The 13,404-nt window shown below is 39.5% G+C and carries 16 protein-coding genes and 1 riboswitch; of the genes, 5 read left to right on the forward strand and 11 right to left on the reverse strand.

What is annotated here, in order from left to right:
* Positions 1 to 184 precede the first annotated feature (184 nt).
* The 3 genes from J690_RS09185 to J690_RS09195 all read left to right on the forward strand — a co-directional run bounded on the left by J690_RS09185 (position 185) and on the right by J690_RS09195 (position 2,423).
* Positions 185 to 1,483 (forward strand): ABC1 kinase family protein, encoded by a 1,299-nt coding sequence (locus J690_RS09185; RefSeq protein WP_032035407.1) that lies wholly within the window; start codon positions 185 to 187, stop codon positions 1,481 to 1,483.
* Positions 1,484 to 1,584: 101 nt separating this feature from the next.
* Complete coding sequence (locus tag J690_RS09190; protein WP_002114896.1) at positions 1,585 to 1,839, forward strand: type B 50S ribosomal protein L31; 255 nt, start codon at positions 1,585 to 1,587, stop codon at positions 1,837 to 1,839.
* 251 nt (positions 1,840 to 2,090) lie between these two features.
* The gene (locus J690_RS09195) at positions 2,091 to 2,423 is read left to right on the forward strand and encodes a HopJ type III effector protein (protein WP_017398759.1); all 333 of its coding nucleotides are present in this window, start codon (positions 2,091 to 2,093) and stop codon (positions 2,421 to 2,423) included.
* Between the two features lie 502 nt (positions 2,424 to 2,925).
* Here the strand turns inward: J690_RS09195 and crcB are convergent.
* The 4 genes from crcB to J690_RS09215 form a co-directional block, all read right to left on the reverse strand.
* Positions 2,926 to 3,306 (reverse strand): fluoride efflux transporter CrcB, encoded by a 381-nt coding sequence (gene crcB, locus J690_RS09200; RefSeq protein WP_005065982.1) that lies wholly within the window; start codon positions 3,304 to 3,306, stop codon positions 2,926 to 2,928.
* Between the two features lie 124 nt (positions 3,307 to 3,430).
* Positions 3,431 to 3,497, reverse strand: a riboswitch (Fluoride riboswitch).
* 45 nt (positions 3,498 to 3,542) lie between these two features.
* Positions 3,543 to 3,953: a GFA family protein gene (locus tag J690_RS09205; protein WP_032035408.1), complete on the reverse strand. Its 411-nt coding sequence runs from the start codon at positions 3,951 to 3,953 to the stop codon at positions 3,543 to 3,545.
* A 78-nt stretch (positions 3,954 to 4,031) separates the two neighbouring features.
* Positions 4,032 to 5,237, reverse strand: a complete 1,206-nt coding sequence (locus tag J690_RS09210) for a TIGR03862 family flavoprotein (protein WP_032035409.1) — start codon at positions 5,235 to 5,237, stop codon at positions 4,032 to 4,034.
* The gene (locus J690_RS09215; RefSeq protein WP_078220089.1) at positions 5,227 to 5,865 is read right to left on the reverse strand and encodes a class I SAM-dependent methyltransferase; all 639 of its coding nucleotides are present in this window, start codon (positions 5,863 to 5,865) and stop codon (positions 5,227 to 5,229) included. The genes J690_RS09210 and J690_RS09215 overlap by 11 nt, the downstream gene beginning before the upstream one ends.
* 87 nt (positions 5,866 to 5,952) lie before the next feature.
* Between J690_RS09215 and J690_RS09220 the strand changes: the two genes are divergently transcribed.
* Entirely contained in the window at positions 5,953 to 6,147 is a 195-nt protein-coding gene (locus J690_RS09220) for a DNA gyrase inhibitor YacG (RefSeq protein ID WP_002114956.1), read from the forward strand.
* Here the strand turns inward: J690_RS09220 and J690_RS09225 are convergent.
* From J690_RS09225 to J690_RS09245, 5 genes are all read right to left on the reverse strand, one after another.
* Complete coding sequence (locus J690_RS09225) at positions 6,144 to 6,788, reverse strand: MBL fold metallo-hydrolase (RefSeq protein ID WP_032035411.1); 645 nt, start codon at positions 6,786 to 6,788, stop codon at positions 6,144 to 6,146. The genes J690_RS09220 and J690_RS09225 overlap by 4 nt on opposite strands.
* Before the next feature lie 23 nt (positions 6,789 to 6,811).
* A complete protein-coding gene (gene hemH / locus J690_RS09230; RefSeq protein ID WP_032035412.1) occupies positions 6,812 to 7,828 on the reverse strand; it encodes a ferrochelatase in 1,017 nt (338 codons plus the stop codon).
* A gap of 73 nt (positions 7,829 to 7,901) precedes the next feature.
* Positions 7,902 to 8,906, reverse strand: coding sequence for a DUF4062 domain-containing protein (locus J690_RS09235; protein WP_032035413.1), 1,005 nt, complete (start codon positions 8,904 to 8,906; stop codon positions 7,902 to 7,904).
* Positions 8,907 to 9,022: 116 nt separating this feature from the next.
* Positions 9,023 to 9,889 (reverse strand): glutamate racemase, encoded by an 867-nt coding sequence (murI, locus tag J690_RS09240; protein WP_017481978.1) that lies wholly within the window; start codon positions 9,887 to 9,889, stop codon positions 9,023 to 9,025.
* 46 nt (positions 9,890 to 9,935) lie between these two features.
* Complete coding sequence (locus tag J690_RS09245; protein WP_014208256.1) at positions 9,936 to 10,547, reverse strand: DUF1285 domain-containing protein; 612 nt, start codon at positions 10,545 to 10,547, stop codon at positions 9,936 to 9,938.
* Between the two features lie 187 nt (positions 10,548 to 10,734).
* On the opposite strand from J690_RS09245, the gene J690_RS09250 reads away from it, so the two are divergent.
* Complete coding sequence (locus tag J690_RS09250; RefSeq protein WP_005065953.1) at positions 10,735 to 12,447, forward strand: electron transfer flavoprotein-ubiquinone oxidoreductase; 1,713 nt, start codon at positions 10,735 to 10,737, stop codon at positions 12,445 to 12,447.
* Positions 12,448 to 12,490: 43 nt separating this feature from the next.
* Here the strand turns inward: J690_RS09250 and J690_RS24460 are convergent, their stop codons facing one another.
* Together J690_RS24460 and tusA are read right to left on the reverse strand one after the other, a co-directional pair.
* Complete coding sequence (locus J690_RS24460; RefSeq protein WP_032035414.1) at positions 12,491 to 12,871, reverse strand: hypothetical protein; 381 nt, start codon at positions 12,869 to 12,871, stop codon at positions 12,491 to 12,493.
* A gap of 132 nt (positions 12,872 to 13,003) precedes the next feature.
* Positions 13,004 to 13,261 carry a sulfurtransferase TusA gene (gene tusA / locus J690_RS09255; protein ID WP_002053527.1) on the reverse strand — a complete coding sequence of 86 codons (258 nt, stop codon included), beginning with the start codon at positions 13,259 to 13,261 and terminating at the stop codon, positions 13,004 to 13,006.
* Positions 13,262 to 13,404: the final 143 nt, after the last annotated feature.

Here is a 13,404-nt window from a genome sequence, read left to right on the forward strand (position 1 = left end):
ATTAAAGCTTTGTTTATGAAATGGATTTTCACAAGCTTTTCATTTTTTTTACTATAAAAATAACATTTTGTTTTTCGAAAAATTTCTTACATGAGATAAACAATTTCATATAGGCTTTTTAAGCTTTGTCACCTATGATCAAAACTAGGCAATATTATGTTGTAGTCAATGAGGTATCGAAGATATGGCAAAGAATGCAAGTTCACCCGGCAAACGATTTATGAAACTTGCAGGAATGACCGCGAGCATTGCAACGAAAACCGTTTCTAACTCGATTCGAAACTTGACCGCAGATGAAGAGCAAAAGCTGGCTTCAAAAACCAAGTTATTTCAGGATATTGGTTTGCAAATTGCCGACACCTTAGGCGAAATGAAAGGTGCCGTCATGAAAGTCGGCCAAATTGCATCGCAATATAAAGATATCTTCCCACCCGAAGTTGCTAAAGCGATTTCTAAGTTGCAGCGCCAAGCTCCCCCTATGCCCTTTGCTGCTATTCAGCAACAAGTTGAACGCGAGCTTGGCAAACCGCTGAATGTTGCCTTTAAATCTTTTGATCAAGAACCTTTTGCAGCTGCTTCAATTGGTCAAGTTCATAAAGCTACTCTACCTAGTGGTGAACAAGTTGTAGTGAAAGTTCAATATCCTGGTGTTGATGAGGCCTGTGAAAGTGACTTAAAACAAGTACGTTTGGCACTTCGCTTAATGGGTGTACTTAAAATTGATAAAAAGTTGCAAGATCAGCTTTTTGCAGAGATTCAAGATAGTCTGTCAGCAGAGCTTAACTATGAAATCGAGGCTCAAAACCTTGAAGTTTTCAAAACATTCCATAGCCAATTAGATGACAAAATTATCATCCCGACTGTTTATAAAGATTACTCTTCAAGACGTATTTTAACCTTGAGTCTCGAACAAGGTGACAGTATTGAAACTGCTAGCGCTTGGCCTATCGAAATTCGAAATACCATTGGACGCCGCTTGATTCGTGCTTTAGGTCAGGAAATGTTCTTTTTAAAACGTTTTCACTGTGACCCTCATCCAGGTAACTTTGCTTTCCGCCAAGATGGCAGTGTCATTATTTATGACTATGGCAGTGTTAAAACGCTTTCAAATGAAATCGTGCAGCACTTTAAACGCTTAGTAAATGCAGCTCGCCATGAAAATATCGATTTGATCGAAACAGAATTATTTGAACTACATTCACTTGCTGAAAAAGGCAAATTCCCGAGTGATCTATATAAACTCTGGATTGAAGTATTATTACGTCCGCTTACCACTACTTATGATTTCGCCGAAAACTCATCACACCATGATGGCATGTTACTTGTGAAAAAATCTTTGAAGTATTGGGATGTCTTTAAACCCTCACCAGATACTTTAATGGTCAACAGAACCATTTCAGGGCATTACTGGAACCTGATTCACTTAAAAGTTCATGACAATCTAAACGATCTATTTGAAGAGCTTGTACCGCCTTCTAACTAACTTAATTTACTGATCAATGTAGCCCTTTATGGGGTACATTGACTTTTTAATTGTTATGTTATAACATTTCTTTAATCAAAAATAATTTAGGACAATCTCTCATGCGTAAAGATATTCATCCTGCTTATCAACAAGTGTTATTTCATGACACCAATGCAGACGTGTACTTCTTAATTGGTAGTACTCTTCAGTCTAAACAAACCAAAGAATATCAAGGGAAAGTCTACCCTTATGTCACTCTTGATATTTCAAGTGCCTCACACCCTTTCTACACAGGTGAAGTACGTCAAGCAAGTAACGAAGGCCGTGTAGCAAGCTTCAATAAACGTTTCGCTCGCTTTAATCGTAAGAGTTAATCTTGCGTTAAGATTTGACCAATACACTTAAAACATTGGAAGCCTAAGACTATCTCCTCCACTTAGGCTTCTTTTTTTATGTGTATTTTTTCATCATTTCTAAACTGTGTATAAAAGAAAACTTATCCACAAGTTGTCTAAAAACTCTTCTGTTTTTTTTCAATAACCCCTCAATTTTTATAATTGCCAAGCTTCCAAAGCGCCTATTCGATGCTATGCTTAAGCCCTCATTTGTTAGGAAGTTTAAGATAATGGCACAAGAGTTACTTGCCCAATTACAAGCAGGCACAGCAAAATTTTCAGACGTTTTAGCTCATATTGAAGCACGTTACCAACATACTCCAACAGCTTTTCAAAATGGTGCACAGCAAAACGCTGCTACTGAAAATCAAGGCAGTGCAAAAGTTTTCTCTTTTGCCAAGTTACAAGGGTTAGACCAAGCACAAACTTTAAGTTTATTTGCAGAACACTACGCATCTGTATTGGCTACACCAGAAGGAACTGATCATCAAAATATTCGTCAGTTTATGCAAAATGGTTGGGATGGTGTGAAGTTTGAAGGTCAAGCTTTAACTGAAAAGTAATAGATTTAAATAAATAATAGAAACGACTTAATTTTTATTATGAGGATTGCCTTAAATGGAAGTGATATCCAAATGATGGATTGTATAGGCTAAGCTTACTTTTCAAGGATGAAAAGTAACAAAAATCCTTTGTTGCGCTGATGCTACATCCATGTAGCACAGCGAAACGACGGCATCCATGCCGTCTGTCACGATAGTAAATGCCTTATTTTTCTTAATTATTTTATTAGCCCCTTACATTCGATACGCGATAACGTCATTCGCAGCCTGCGTGGTGTCAATAAAAGATCGTTTTTGCAAAGCATAAGATAAATGGATTCAGTGAACAGGTTCTGCGAATGACAGATGCCTTTGGTTACTTTGGGCAAAACCAAAGTAACTTAATTAGCTGCTTCCATTAGATAACTCAACGATAAGACTCCGTCGTGAAAATCCTACCCAACACTCAACTTCGATGAGCTCTCACAACTTGAAATCATGGTCAATTCTTAAATATAAAAACTCAATGCCCCGCTACCCAATGATAAGTCGCTAACCCCAAACACGTAAAAATTAATGATCCAATTAAATGGATGGAGATCCCCAACATCGCCATTCCCAACTTACCACTTTGTAATAAAGTGACGATCTCAATCGAGAACGTTGAAAAGGTAGTTAAAGCACCACAGAAACCAGTAATCACAAAAAGCTTATAGTTCGGACTTAAATCACTTTGAGCAAAATAGGCAATTGCAAAACCAATAATAAAACCACCGACCAAATTAACAGTGACAGTACCCAGTGGAATCTGCGGGTAAATCGGGTTGAGTTTTAAACCTAAAAACCAACGCAACCACGCCCCTAGAACTGAGCCTAAAGCAATTGAAAGTAGAGAGTAATACATAGGACCACCCCTTTAGATAGACGCTAAAAGAGCAAAAAATAATGAAGGGAAATATGACACAGCGTACTCCAAGAATAAGCAGAGTACGCAATAACCTACGTACCCAGCGATATAAATACATGAGGGTAACGTAGGCATCATTAGCCAATATGGCGGTTTTTCAAGGGAGGAATGCCATCTCCCTGTTTTAAGTATATTAGATCATCTTGAATTTGATTTAAACATACTTTTTAAAATCATGGGCGTTCAGCAAATTGTGGTAAATCGTCACAAATACTTTCCCATTCTGCCTTAGAAGCAGCAAAAATATGCATAGTCGGTTTTTGGTCTAATGGTGTATCAAGTGTGCCAATTCTTAAGCGATATAATTCAGGCTGCGCATCACGAGAACTAATAAGCGGTGAACCACATTCGCTACAAAACCAGCGGTACACACCGTTCACAGCAAATTTTTTGACTAGGTCTTCACCTTGGGTAATTTTAAAATCTGTACTGTTGATAGGAGCATTCGTTGCAAATGCTGTTCCATTAGCTTTTCGGCATCTTTGACAGTGACACTGAATAATATCTCCGATATCGCCCTTAATTTCATAGCGAATACCCTGGCATAAACAACTTCCTTGATAAACTGTTGAAGCTTGAGACATGTGCTCGTAAATCCTATTATTATTGATCGCTCAAAAATAACACTTTTCACCTATCAAACATAGCATCAAATTATCCTGTTATTTCTCTAAGAATGAATGCACGCCTTCACCAGCCGCTCGCCCTGTAGCAAAGCATGCTGTAAGTAAATATCCACCTGTAGGAGCATCCCAATCCAGCATTTCACCACAACAGAATACACCTGAAGTTTGTTTAAGCTCTAAGCTTTCAGTTAGTGCATTCTGCTTAACACCACCAGCACAGCTAATCGCTTCTTCAATTGGTCTAAAGCCCTCTAACTTAATTTGAAGCGCTTTGATTCGCTGAGCCATAGCCTCTGGTTGGTTCCATAGTTCTTTATCAACAACTTCTCGAATTAAGTTAATCTTGGCCGTGTCTAAGCCTGCTTTACGCCAGATATTGGTGAGCGATTGTTTTTTACTAACCTGTAATTTTTTAACTAACGGTGTAAGCTCTACATCAGGCAATAAATCTAAAAACAAATTTAAGCTTTGCCCTTGTTTTTGCTGCTCTCGTAAAGCACGTCCAAGTTTATAAATAACACCACTTTCTAAACCATAGTGAGTAATCACAATATCGCCATGTGTAATCTGACTAGGATCAACCCACGCATTGATACGTTTTAAAGGCTCACCAAAACAACTTTCCATAAAAGCTGACCAAGTGTGAAGTACACCAGCATTACTTGGCTGGAAAGGCTCAATATTGGATTGATCCATCCATTGCTGCCATGCACCATCACTACCTAATTGTGACCAAGATACAGCCCCACAAGCCAACACGACCGCATCGTATTGCTGGGTAAAGGTTTCAGTGCTTTGATTATTTTGGTTTTCTAAAGTCACCGTTGTATCTTGTAAATTAATACAACGATGTCGATAAAAGAATTTAACTTGCTGTTCTGCCAAGTGTTTTAGCCAAGCACGCAGTAAAGGAGCCGCTTTCATTTCGACAGGAAAAATACGTCCTGAAGTACCAACGTAAGATTCAATTCCAAGATTTTTCATCCAGTTTTGAATCCAGACTGCATCCCATTTTTCAACCCACGGTTTGAGCCATTCTGCATGGTCATAGCGCTCAATAAACTGCACTAATGGTTCAGCATGCGAGATGTTTAACCCCGTTTTACCTGCCATCAGAAACTTACGTGCAGCTGAAGGTTTTTGCTCGTATACATCAATATCATAAGCATACTGGCTCAGCACCTCAGCTGCCATTAAACCAGCCGGACCCGCACCAATAATGGCAACCCGCTTATTCGCCATGCACTTGACCTTGTAATGGGGCAAACTCATCAAAACGTGTGCTATAACCTTCAGGTTTAGTGATCACAAGCTGTTGGCAAAGTTCTCCACGTTCTAAATACTTAATTTCAAAGTGAGTACGTGCAGATGTTTGAGCAATTTTTTCTTTTTGGTAAGGCAGCTTCCAGACATTAATTAATTGTTGTTCAGCTTCTTCAATATATTCAGGAATATTACTTGCCAAAGTAATAGTTCCACCTGTTTGCAGGCGTGAGATTAAGAACTCAAAAAATGGCATATTCAACCAGCGCTGTGCTGGATTATGGGGTTCTGGGTTTGGATAGAGAATAAAGAAATGTTCAACTTGAGCAGGATGTAGTGCATGTACCACCCACGGTAAAGCATCTGCATGTACAGGAATTAAATTATCTCTTGGTTCCAGACCGTGCTGTTTTTGCATTGCCAAGAATTTTTCTCGGGTTCGTTCAATTGCATACAATGTGTGCTGCGGCTGTTGCCCGCTAAAAAGCAAAGCATGTTTACCCTTGCCCGCTCCAATTTCTACACAAATTGGGGTATTTTCAATTGGGGTAAAATCGCGAGGCGCTTGCATACGTTGTGCTTGAAATTGACGAATCGGCATAATCACATCAAACTAAATAAAAATCGGCATAAGTCTAACAAGTCACCTGACTTTTGCCTAATCTATTTCTCTTCACTTTGAGGATATCGCTTTATGCCACGTACATTTCCCTGCCCACGTTGTGGTGAACCAAGTGTTTGGGAAGGTAACGAATTTCGTCCATTTTGCTCTGAACGCTGTAAATTAATTGATTTAGGTGCGTGGGCAAATGATGAATATAGACTGCCTACCCAAGATGCGCCTCAGCATAACAAGGGTAGTCAAAATGAAGATGATTATGAGGATTAACCAGCTTTACCCGCGACAAACGGGTTAAATTGTTTTTCATAGCCAATGGTACTCATTGGACCATGCCCAGAAATAAACTGAGTATCATCTGGCAAACTAAAGCATTCACGTTGAATCGATTCAATCAACTGATCATGGTTACCACGTGGGAAGTCTGTTCGCCCAATCGAACCTTTAAACAGAACATCGCCTGTCCAAAGTAAGCCATGGTTTTTATTATAGAAAACCACATGACCTGGCGTATGCCCCGGTGCAAAGCGTACTTCAAATTCATCTTCGCCCAGTTTTAGTACTTCACCACCTTCAAGCCATTGATCGACTTTGACAGGTTGTGGAATTGGAAAGCCATAACGTGCTGATACTTCTTGAATCATGTCTAGCCAGAACTGATCTTCTTTGTGTGGACCAATAACAGGAACGCTCCATTCTTTGGCAAGCTCGCCTACTGCTCCTGCATGATCTAAATGCCCATGAGTTAGCCACAGAGCCTTCACTTTTAGACCTAAGGCTTCAACTTCTTTTTTCAAAACAGCAGCATCACCACCCGCATCAATCAAAACTGCTTCTTTCGTTTCACTGTCCCAAACAAGGGAACAGTTTTGAGCAAATGCAGTAACTGGAACAATTTTGACTTGCAGCATAAGAACCTCTGGCTAAAACGCAATTAACGGTGGGCTAAGGTATAAGTAAGGGCATCAAGATTAGCCTGAACTAACCCTGCAAGCAAATCAATATGAGCTTGATCGCTATTTAAAGCAGGAATATAAGCATAGCTGCCACCACCAGCTTGTTGAAACAACTCAGCATTTTGTATGGCCAACTCTTCAAGTGTTTCCAAGCAATCAGCAGAAAAAGCTGGGCTTAATACCTGTACTGACTTAACACCTTGCTTCGCCCAATCTTGTAAAAGCTGATCTGTATAAGGTTTAACCCACTCTTGTTTTCCAAAACGTGACTGAAAGCTAATCGCCCATTCATCATCTTTCAAATGTAAGGCTTCAGCGACTAACTTTGCTGTGATGCGACAACGGTCTGCATACGGGTCGCCTTTGTCTGCATAAGGCTGTGGAATACCATGAAATGACATCAACAGTTTTTCAGGTTTCCCATGTTGCTCTTGGTAAGCTAAAACACTTTCTGCCAATGCCTGAATAAACATTGGATGCTGATAGTAGTCTTTAATAATTGTTAGACCCGGCAAGTTTCGCTGGGCTGGAATCCACTTGGCAAATGCATCGTATAGCGGTGCTGTAGAAGTGGCTGAATATTGAGGAAATAAAGGCAATAGAATGACATGCTCTTGCGGGTTAGCGGCCAGTTTTTCTAAAACTGCATCAATACCCGGATTACCATAGGTCATCGCCGGTATCACGGTTAAATCAAACTGATTATTTTCTCGCTGCAAATAAGCCTGAATACGTTGAGTTTGCTCAAACACAATTTCACGCATGGGCGAATCTTTTGACCATACCGAAGCATAGGCATGTGCTACCCTTTTTGGGCGAAAAGGTAAAACAAACAGATTTAAAATAATCCACCAAATGAATTTCGGTATTTCAATTACACGTGAATCAGATAAAAACTGCTTTAGAAAACGGCGAACCGCAGGAACAGTGGCCTCATCCGGTGTACCTAAATTCGCTAAAATGACAGTAACTTTCGGTTTTTGTTCAAACGACATGTGTAAATGCCTTTCAATTCATCTTATGTCACTAATGTAACAGCTTTTATTGTCATATATAAATTGAATCGCTCTAAGCTTTTAATCGAATGCCCCGATGGCTCCATTTATAGCTAAGTAATAACTTTTGAGCTTTAGCTGTGACTTTCCATAAGCTATAGGATTGTTCATTCTGAGTTGGAACAATCCAGCCCTGTGACTGCATTTGCTTTTTTATCCGAAACAATGCCTTATGGTTAATCTGAGCGCAGGCGACAGCATGAGCACGAGGTAACTCCTGACGAGCATCTTCTAGGCCAGCCTGATTTAAATATTCATTTAAACATGTCCCAAAATTCTCTTCTGGTGTCGCTCTTTCAAACTGCTTTGCCAATATACTTAACAACTGCGACCAAGTCATTTGTCGTTGTCGTTTCAGCTCTTTAAAATTGCCATCCTGAAATGCTTGAATTTGATATTCAAATGCAAAAACATCTTGAGGAGCAACTTCATTTACTTGAGTTGATGACTCTGTTAATTGCTGTTCTAACTGTAAAATTTTACTTTTTAATAGCTTAATTTCATCTTCTAAGTGATGAGCCTGATGAGCAGGAACCCAACCTTGTCCTATATGCTGTTCAACCATTAAAGGCATATTTAAACGAACAGCCAACTCTAGTTCACGTGGAGTTTTAAAGTAAAAAATATGATTCACATCAAGTAATAATTTTTTTCTAAATGCGAGAAATTTATCTTTAAGCTGTGGATGTGTTTCTTGTAAATGTATTTCACGACTTTCGGGCTGCTCATGCATGAACACAATAATGGGTTTAGCCTGACTTAACGCATATTCATATTCTAAAGATAAATAACTCACACCAGAAATCGACTGCTCTCCATACTGGCTGCCTAAAAGCAGGATTACATAATCACATTCATCAATTTGTCGACGTGCAAGCGTAGTGGTTAGGGGTGTTCGTTGTTCTAATCCCCAAGCAAAGAAACCCATCCCTACCAAGGTTTGAGACAGAACCATCCGCTCTGGCTGCATATCGCGGCCGGATGTTGAAATAAAAATCTGATAGCGTGTATCGAGCATAACAATACCCTTTCGCCCCATGATCTGTCCGTGACTTAATATCAGCCAAGATCATGAACCGCCCCAAATAAAATAATAAATCTAAAAAACACTAGTTTCTAAATGATGCTAAAAGATCAGTTCAGATTATGAAGTGTCCAAGTTAACTCTTGTGGAATCAAATGTTGTAAAACAGGTTGCAGTGCCTCAGCATTATTACCGCTGACATAACATTCAATACGTGCAACATTCTGACCTATTTGGTCACATAATAACTCATTTTTTATTAAAATACGGGCTGTTTGTCGGGCAACTGCCAATCCAGAATCAACCAGTGTGAATTGGTTATCAAAAAGATGATGAATTGCTTGATTTAAGAAAGGATAATGCGTGCAACCGAGCACTAAATAGTCGGCACCTTGCTCAGCAGCGGGTTGTAAAACTTCTTTTAATGCCTTTAAACATGCCTCACCCATTTGCTGGCCTGCCTCGACACAGGGAACAAGTTCAAGGCTAGTTAAAGTCATCACCTTAACGCCAGCCGGAATAGCAAACTTCTCGACTACATCTTTAATAAGCTGGCCGCGAAAAGTAGCAGGTGTGGCCAACACAGCAACCACTTTAGAGCGAGTCTGTAATACAGCAGGTTTTAATGCTGGAACCAATCCAACAATTGGAAAGTGTTCACCATAATGCTCACGCAAATGATCAAGGCTAAATGCGGAAGCCGTATTGCAGGCTACGACTGCAATTTTACAACCTTGACGATATAGCCAATCAACAGCACGAGCCGTGAGTTCTCTGATTTCTTCATCAGAACGAGGACCATAAGGAACATAGGCAGTATCGGCATAATACACAATACGTTCATTTGGTAAATATTTGGCAATTTCTGCTGCAACTGACATCCCTCCAATTCCCGAATCAAAAATACCAATTGGGGCATCTGCTGATGCTTTAGGCATAGGTTCTAGCTCGGAAAATAAAGGTTGTATGGCGGTCATAGCTGTACTGAAGTGTCAGAAAATTTCACTCCCTAAAGCTTAAACCTCAAGTGCCTAATTGCAAGAGCAAATTACCACTTTTTAGCTCTAAAATGGTTTCACCTTTATCGTTTTCAATTAGTGTTCCATAGCTCACCAAATGATAGAAAGCCTGACGTTGAATCAGCGCATTAATCCCAAAACGGACATGTACATAAGGACGCAACTCTCCTGCATATTCACGCATAAAAATAGGATGTTCTGCATCAACCAAAATTACATCTTGGTTGGTGGTGGTCAGTTGTAAAAACTGCTCACCTGAAATTTCGACCTGATCTGCCTGATTGACTAATAAAGGTTCATCTTCAACTTCGATTTCAATTTGTTCTACAGGGGTTTTCAGGTAGAATTTGCCTTCTTCTTTCCATAGGACTTTGGTAAACAGATCTAATAGAGCTTGGCGCTTGATTAATTGACCTTCGTGCCACCATTCTCCATTGGATTTCACCGTCAAATCCATTTTGCCGCAATGCTTTGGATGCCACTGCTCTAAAGGTGGAATTGACCTTTTGTGACTTTGCTGTACACCTTTTAAGTATTGTGCAATGTTCATTAAGTTTTTATCATCAGATAACGGTATTTTTCCCATATCCGATGGTGAATTATTTTGATTTACCATAGTTTATGCCTTGCTGACGAAAAATTGTTACGACTCAGCCAATTGGCTAGATCATGGTTTAAAACTATACTAGCCCAAACGATAAAAGGCACAATAGCATATTTGCGCCTATGGATTAAAACACTCACGGCAGCACCGAATTATCTGAATATGACGGTTGCCACCTTTAAGTATTGAGGAGTCCTACATGGAACACATCGAACGTGAATCGATGGAGTTTGACGTTGTCATCGTAGGTGCAGGACCTGCAGGTCTATCTGCTGCGATTAAGATCCGTCAATTAGCGATTGAAAAAAACTTACCCGATCTTTCTGTTTGTGTAGTTGAAAAAGGCTCTGAAGTAGGTGCGCATATCTTGTCTGGTGCTGTGCTTGAGCCACGTGCCATCAATGAACTTTTCCCAAACTGGAAAGAAGAAGGCGCGCCTCTTAATGTCCCTGTAACTGAAGACAAAACTTTCTTCTTACTTTCAGACACCACTTCTAAAGAAGTACCTCACTGGATGGTTCCTAAAACCATGCATAACGATGGTAACTATGTGATCTCTTTAGGTAACGTAGTTCGCTGGTTAGGGCAAAAAGCTGAAGAGCTAGAAGTTTCTATCTTCCCTGGCTTTGCCGCATCTGAAGTACTTTACCATGAAGACGGTACTGTAAAAGGTATTCAAACAGGCGACATGGGTATTGGTAAAGATGGCGAACCAACGCATAACTTTACTCCAGGCTATGAGCTTCACGCTAAATACACCCTCTTCGCTGAAGGTTGCCGTGGTCACTTAGGAAAACGCCTCATTGCGAAATACAACCTTGATAAAGATGCTGATCCTCAGCACTACGGTATCGGGATTAAAGAGCTTTGGGAAATTGACCCAGCAAAACATAAACCGGGCTTAGTCATGCACGGTGCAGGTTGGCCTTTAGCAGAAACAGCTTCTTCAGGTGGCTGGTGGTTATACCACGCTGAAAACAACCAAGTTACTTTGGGCATGATTGTGGACTTGTCTTATGAAAATCCACACATGTATCCATTTATGGAAATGCAGCGCTGGAAAACTCACCCACTGATTAAACAGTATTTAGAAGGTGGTAAACGTATTTCTTACGGCGCACGTGCGGTAGTGAAAGGCGGTTTCAACTCATTACCTAAATTAACTTTCCCGGGCGGTTGCTTGATTGGTGATGATGCAGGTTTCTTAAACTTTGCAAAAATCAAAGGCTCACACACTGCCATGAAATCAGGCATGTTATGTGGTGAAGCTGTATTTGAAGCGATTGCTGCGGGTGTAGAAAAAGGCGGTGATCTTGCGATTGCACGTGTTACTGAAGGCGAAGATTTATTCGTTAAAGAATTGACTTCATACACTGACAAATTTAACAACAGCTGGTTAAAAGAAGAGCTTTATAACTCTCGTAACTTTGGCCCAGCGATGCATAAATTTGGTCAATGGATGGGTGGTGCATTTAACTTTATCGACCAGAATGTCTTTAAAGTGCCATTCACTTTACATGACTTGAAGCAAGACTTTGCTGCATTGAAAACTGTTGATGCAACAAGCTTTAAGCCAAACTATCCAAAACCGGATGGCAAACTTACATTTGACCGTTTATCTTCAGTATTTATTTCAAACACTGTACATGAAGAAAACCAGCCAGCTCACTTGAAGCTTACTGATCCTTCAATTCCAGTGAATGTGAACTTACCGAAATGGGATGAGCCTGCACAGCGCTACTGCCCTGCTGGTGTTTATGAAATCATGGAAAATGATGATGGTTCTAAACGCTTTCAGATTAACGCAGCGAACTGTGTTCACTGTAAGACCTGTGATATTAAAGACCCATCTCAAAACATTACGTGGGTAACGCCTGAAGGCGGCGGTGGTCCAAACTATCCTAATATGTAATAAAAAAGCCCCGATTATTCGGGGCTTTTTTATTAGTATTCACTTATTGAAAAGGCGGTATTTTTGCTACGTTTAAATTAAAATTCTTTTTATAGAAAATAAATGTGCCTAATAAAAATAAGCCGAGAAAACCAAAGTTCCGCGCTAAATCGTAGTACCAAACCGATTTACCAAATAATAAATCAAGAATTAACATCAGCCCGAGAAACCTTGTATGCAAGATCAAACTCATCTTTATCTTTGGTTCAGGAGCAAAATATGTATTTCTATAACCGAGTAGAATTGAACCTAAAATAATAAGAATAGATATAATAATGATAGCAACAGTTTCAGATAGCCAAGAGATCTCTAAATGTAATAAACCAGCAATAGTGAAAAACCAAAGACAGATTAATAAGCTTCTTTTCACAAAATAATCATTCATTTTTATACGTCATTTATATACTTAATTTTATAAATTATATAACGATTCTTATTTGTAAAAAATTATCATTTCAAATTAAAGTTGAATTATTCATGGCTTCTAATCATCTTTATTAGAAGCCTTATTATTCTATTAACCTTTCTTCACTAAGTAATGAAATTCTTTATGACCATTTTCATCTAAGCGTTCTTCTTGTAACAACAACTCATGGCCTAAATGCATACAAAACTTAGGGATATCCCACGAGGTCGAATTATCAGTTGCGAAGACTTCAACCACATCCCCAGACTTAGATTTGCGGATGGCTTGATGCAACATCATGACAGGTTCCGGACAACGTAAACCACGCGTATTGAGTTGTACAGTAGGTGAAATGGGTTGCTCTGACATAACAAACTCGAACAAATAGAATTTTCACATTTTAGCATAAACAAATTACTGAGCTGTTAACTGTAACTGGCTTTTACATAACAATATACGTTTTGTCTTTTAGCTTGTTTTATAGATGCATAAGCATCTTTTCTTCGGTATGA

This window comes from Acinetobacter sp. 742879, from assembly GCF_000588535.1.
Taxonomy (GTDB): Bacteria; Pseudomonadota; Gammaproteobacteria; order Pseudomonadales; family Moraxellaceae; genus Acinetobacter; species Acinetobacter pittii.

Excerpts from the sequence above, each read along its gene's own strand:
- J690_RS09185 (WP_032035407.1), top strand. The coding sequence starts at position 185 with ATGGCAAAGAATGCAAGTTCACCCGGCAAACGATTTATGAAACTTGCA.
- J690_RS09190 (WP_002114896.1), top strand. The coding sequence starts at position 1,585 with ATGCGTAAAGATATTCATCCTGCTTATCAACAAGTGTTATTTCATGAC.
- J690_RS09195 (WP_017398759.1), top strand. The coding sequence starts at position 2,091 with ATGGCACAAGAGTTACTTGCCCAATTACAAGCAGGCACAGCAAAATTT.
- crcB (WP_005065982.1), bottom strand. The coding sequence starts at position 3,306 with ATGTATTACTCTCTACTTTCAATTGCTTTAGGCTCAGTTCTAGGGGCG.
- J690_RS09205 (WP_032035408.1), bottom strand. The coding sequence starts at position 3,953 with ATGTCTCAAGCTTCAACAGTTTATCAAGGAAGTTGTTTATGCCAGGGT.
- J690_RS09210 (WP_032035409.1), bottom strand. The coding sequence starts at position 5,237 with ATGGCGAATAAGCGGGTTGCCATTATTGGTGCGGGTCCGGCTGGTTTA.
- J690_RS09220 (WP_002114956.1), top strand. The coding sequence starts at position 5,953 with ATGCCACGTACATTTCCCTGCCCACGTTGTGGTGAACCAAGTGTTTGG.
- J690_RS09225 (WP_032035411.1), bottom strand. The coding sequence starts at position 6,788 with ATGCTGCAAGTCAAAATTGTTCCAGTTACTGCATTTGCTCAAAACTGT.
- hemH (WP_032035412.1), bottom strand. The coding sequence starts at position 7,828 with ATGTCGTTTGAACAAAAACCGAAAGTTACTGTCATTTTAGCGAATTTA.
- J690_RS09235 (WP_032035413.1), bottom strand. The coding sequence starts at position 8,906 with ATGCTCGATACACGCTATCAGATTTTTATTTCAACATCCGGCCGCGAT.
- murI (WP_017481978.1), bottom strand. The coding sequence starts at position 9,889 with ATGACCGCCATACAACCTTTATTTTCCGAGCTAGAACCTATGCCTAAA.
- J690_RS09245 (WP_014208256.1), bottom strand. The coding sequence starts at position 10,547 with ATGGTAAATCAAAATAATTCACCATCGGATATGGGAAAAATACCGTTA.
- J690_RS09250 (WP_005065953.1), top strand. The coding sequence starts at position 10,735 with ATGGAACACATCGAACGTGAATCGATGGAGTTTGACGTTGTCATCGTA.
- J690_RS24460 (WP_032035414.1), bottom strand. The coding sequence starts at position 12,871 with ATGAATGATTATTTTGTGAAAAGAAGCTTATTAATCTGTCTTTGGTTT.
- tusA (WP_002053527.1), bottom strand. The coding sequence starts at position 13,261 with ATGTCAGAGCAACCCATTTCACCTACTGTACAACTCAATACGCGTGGT.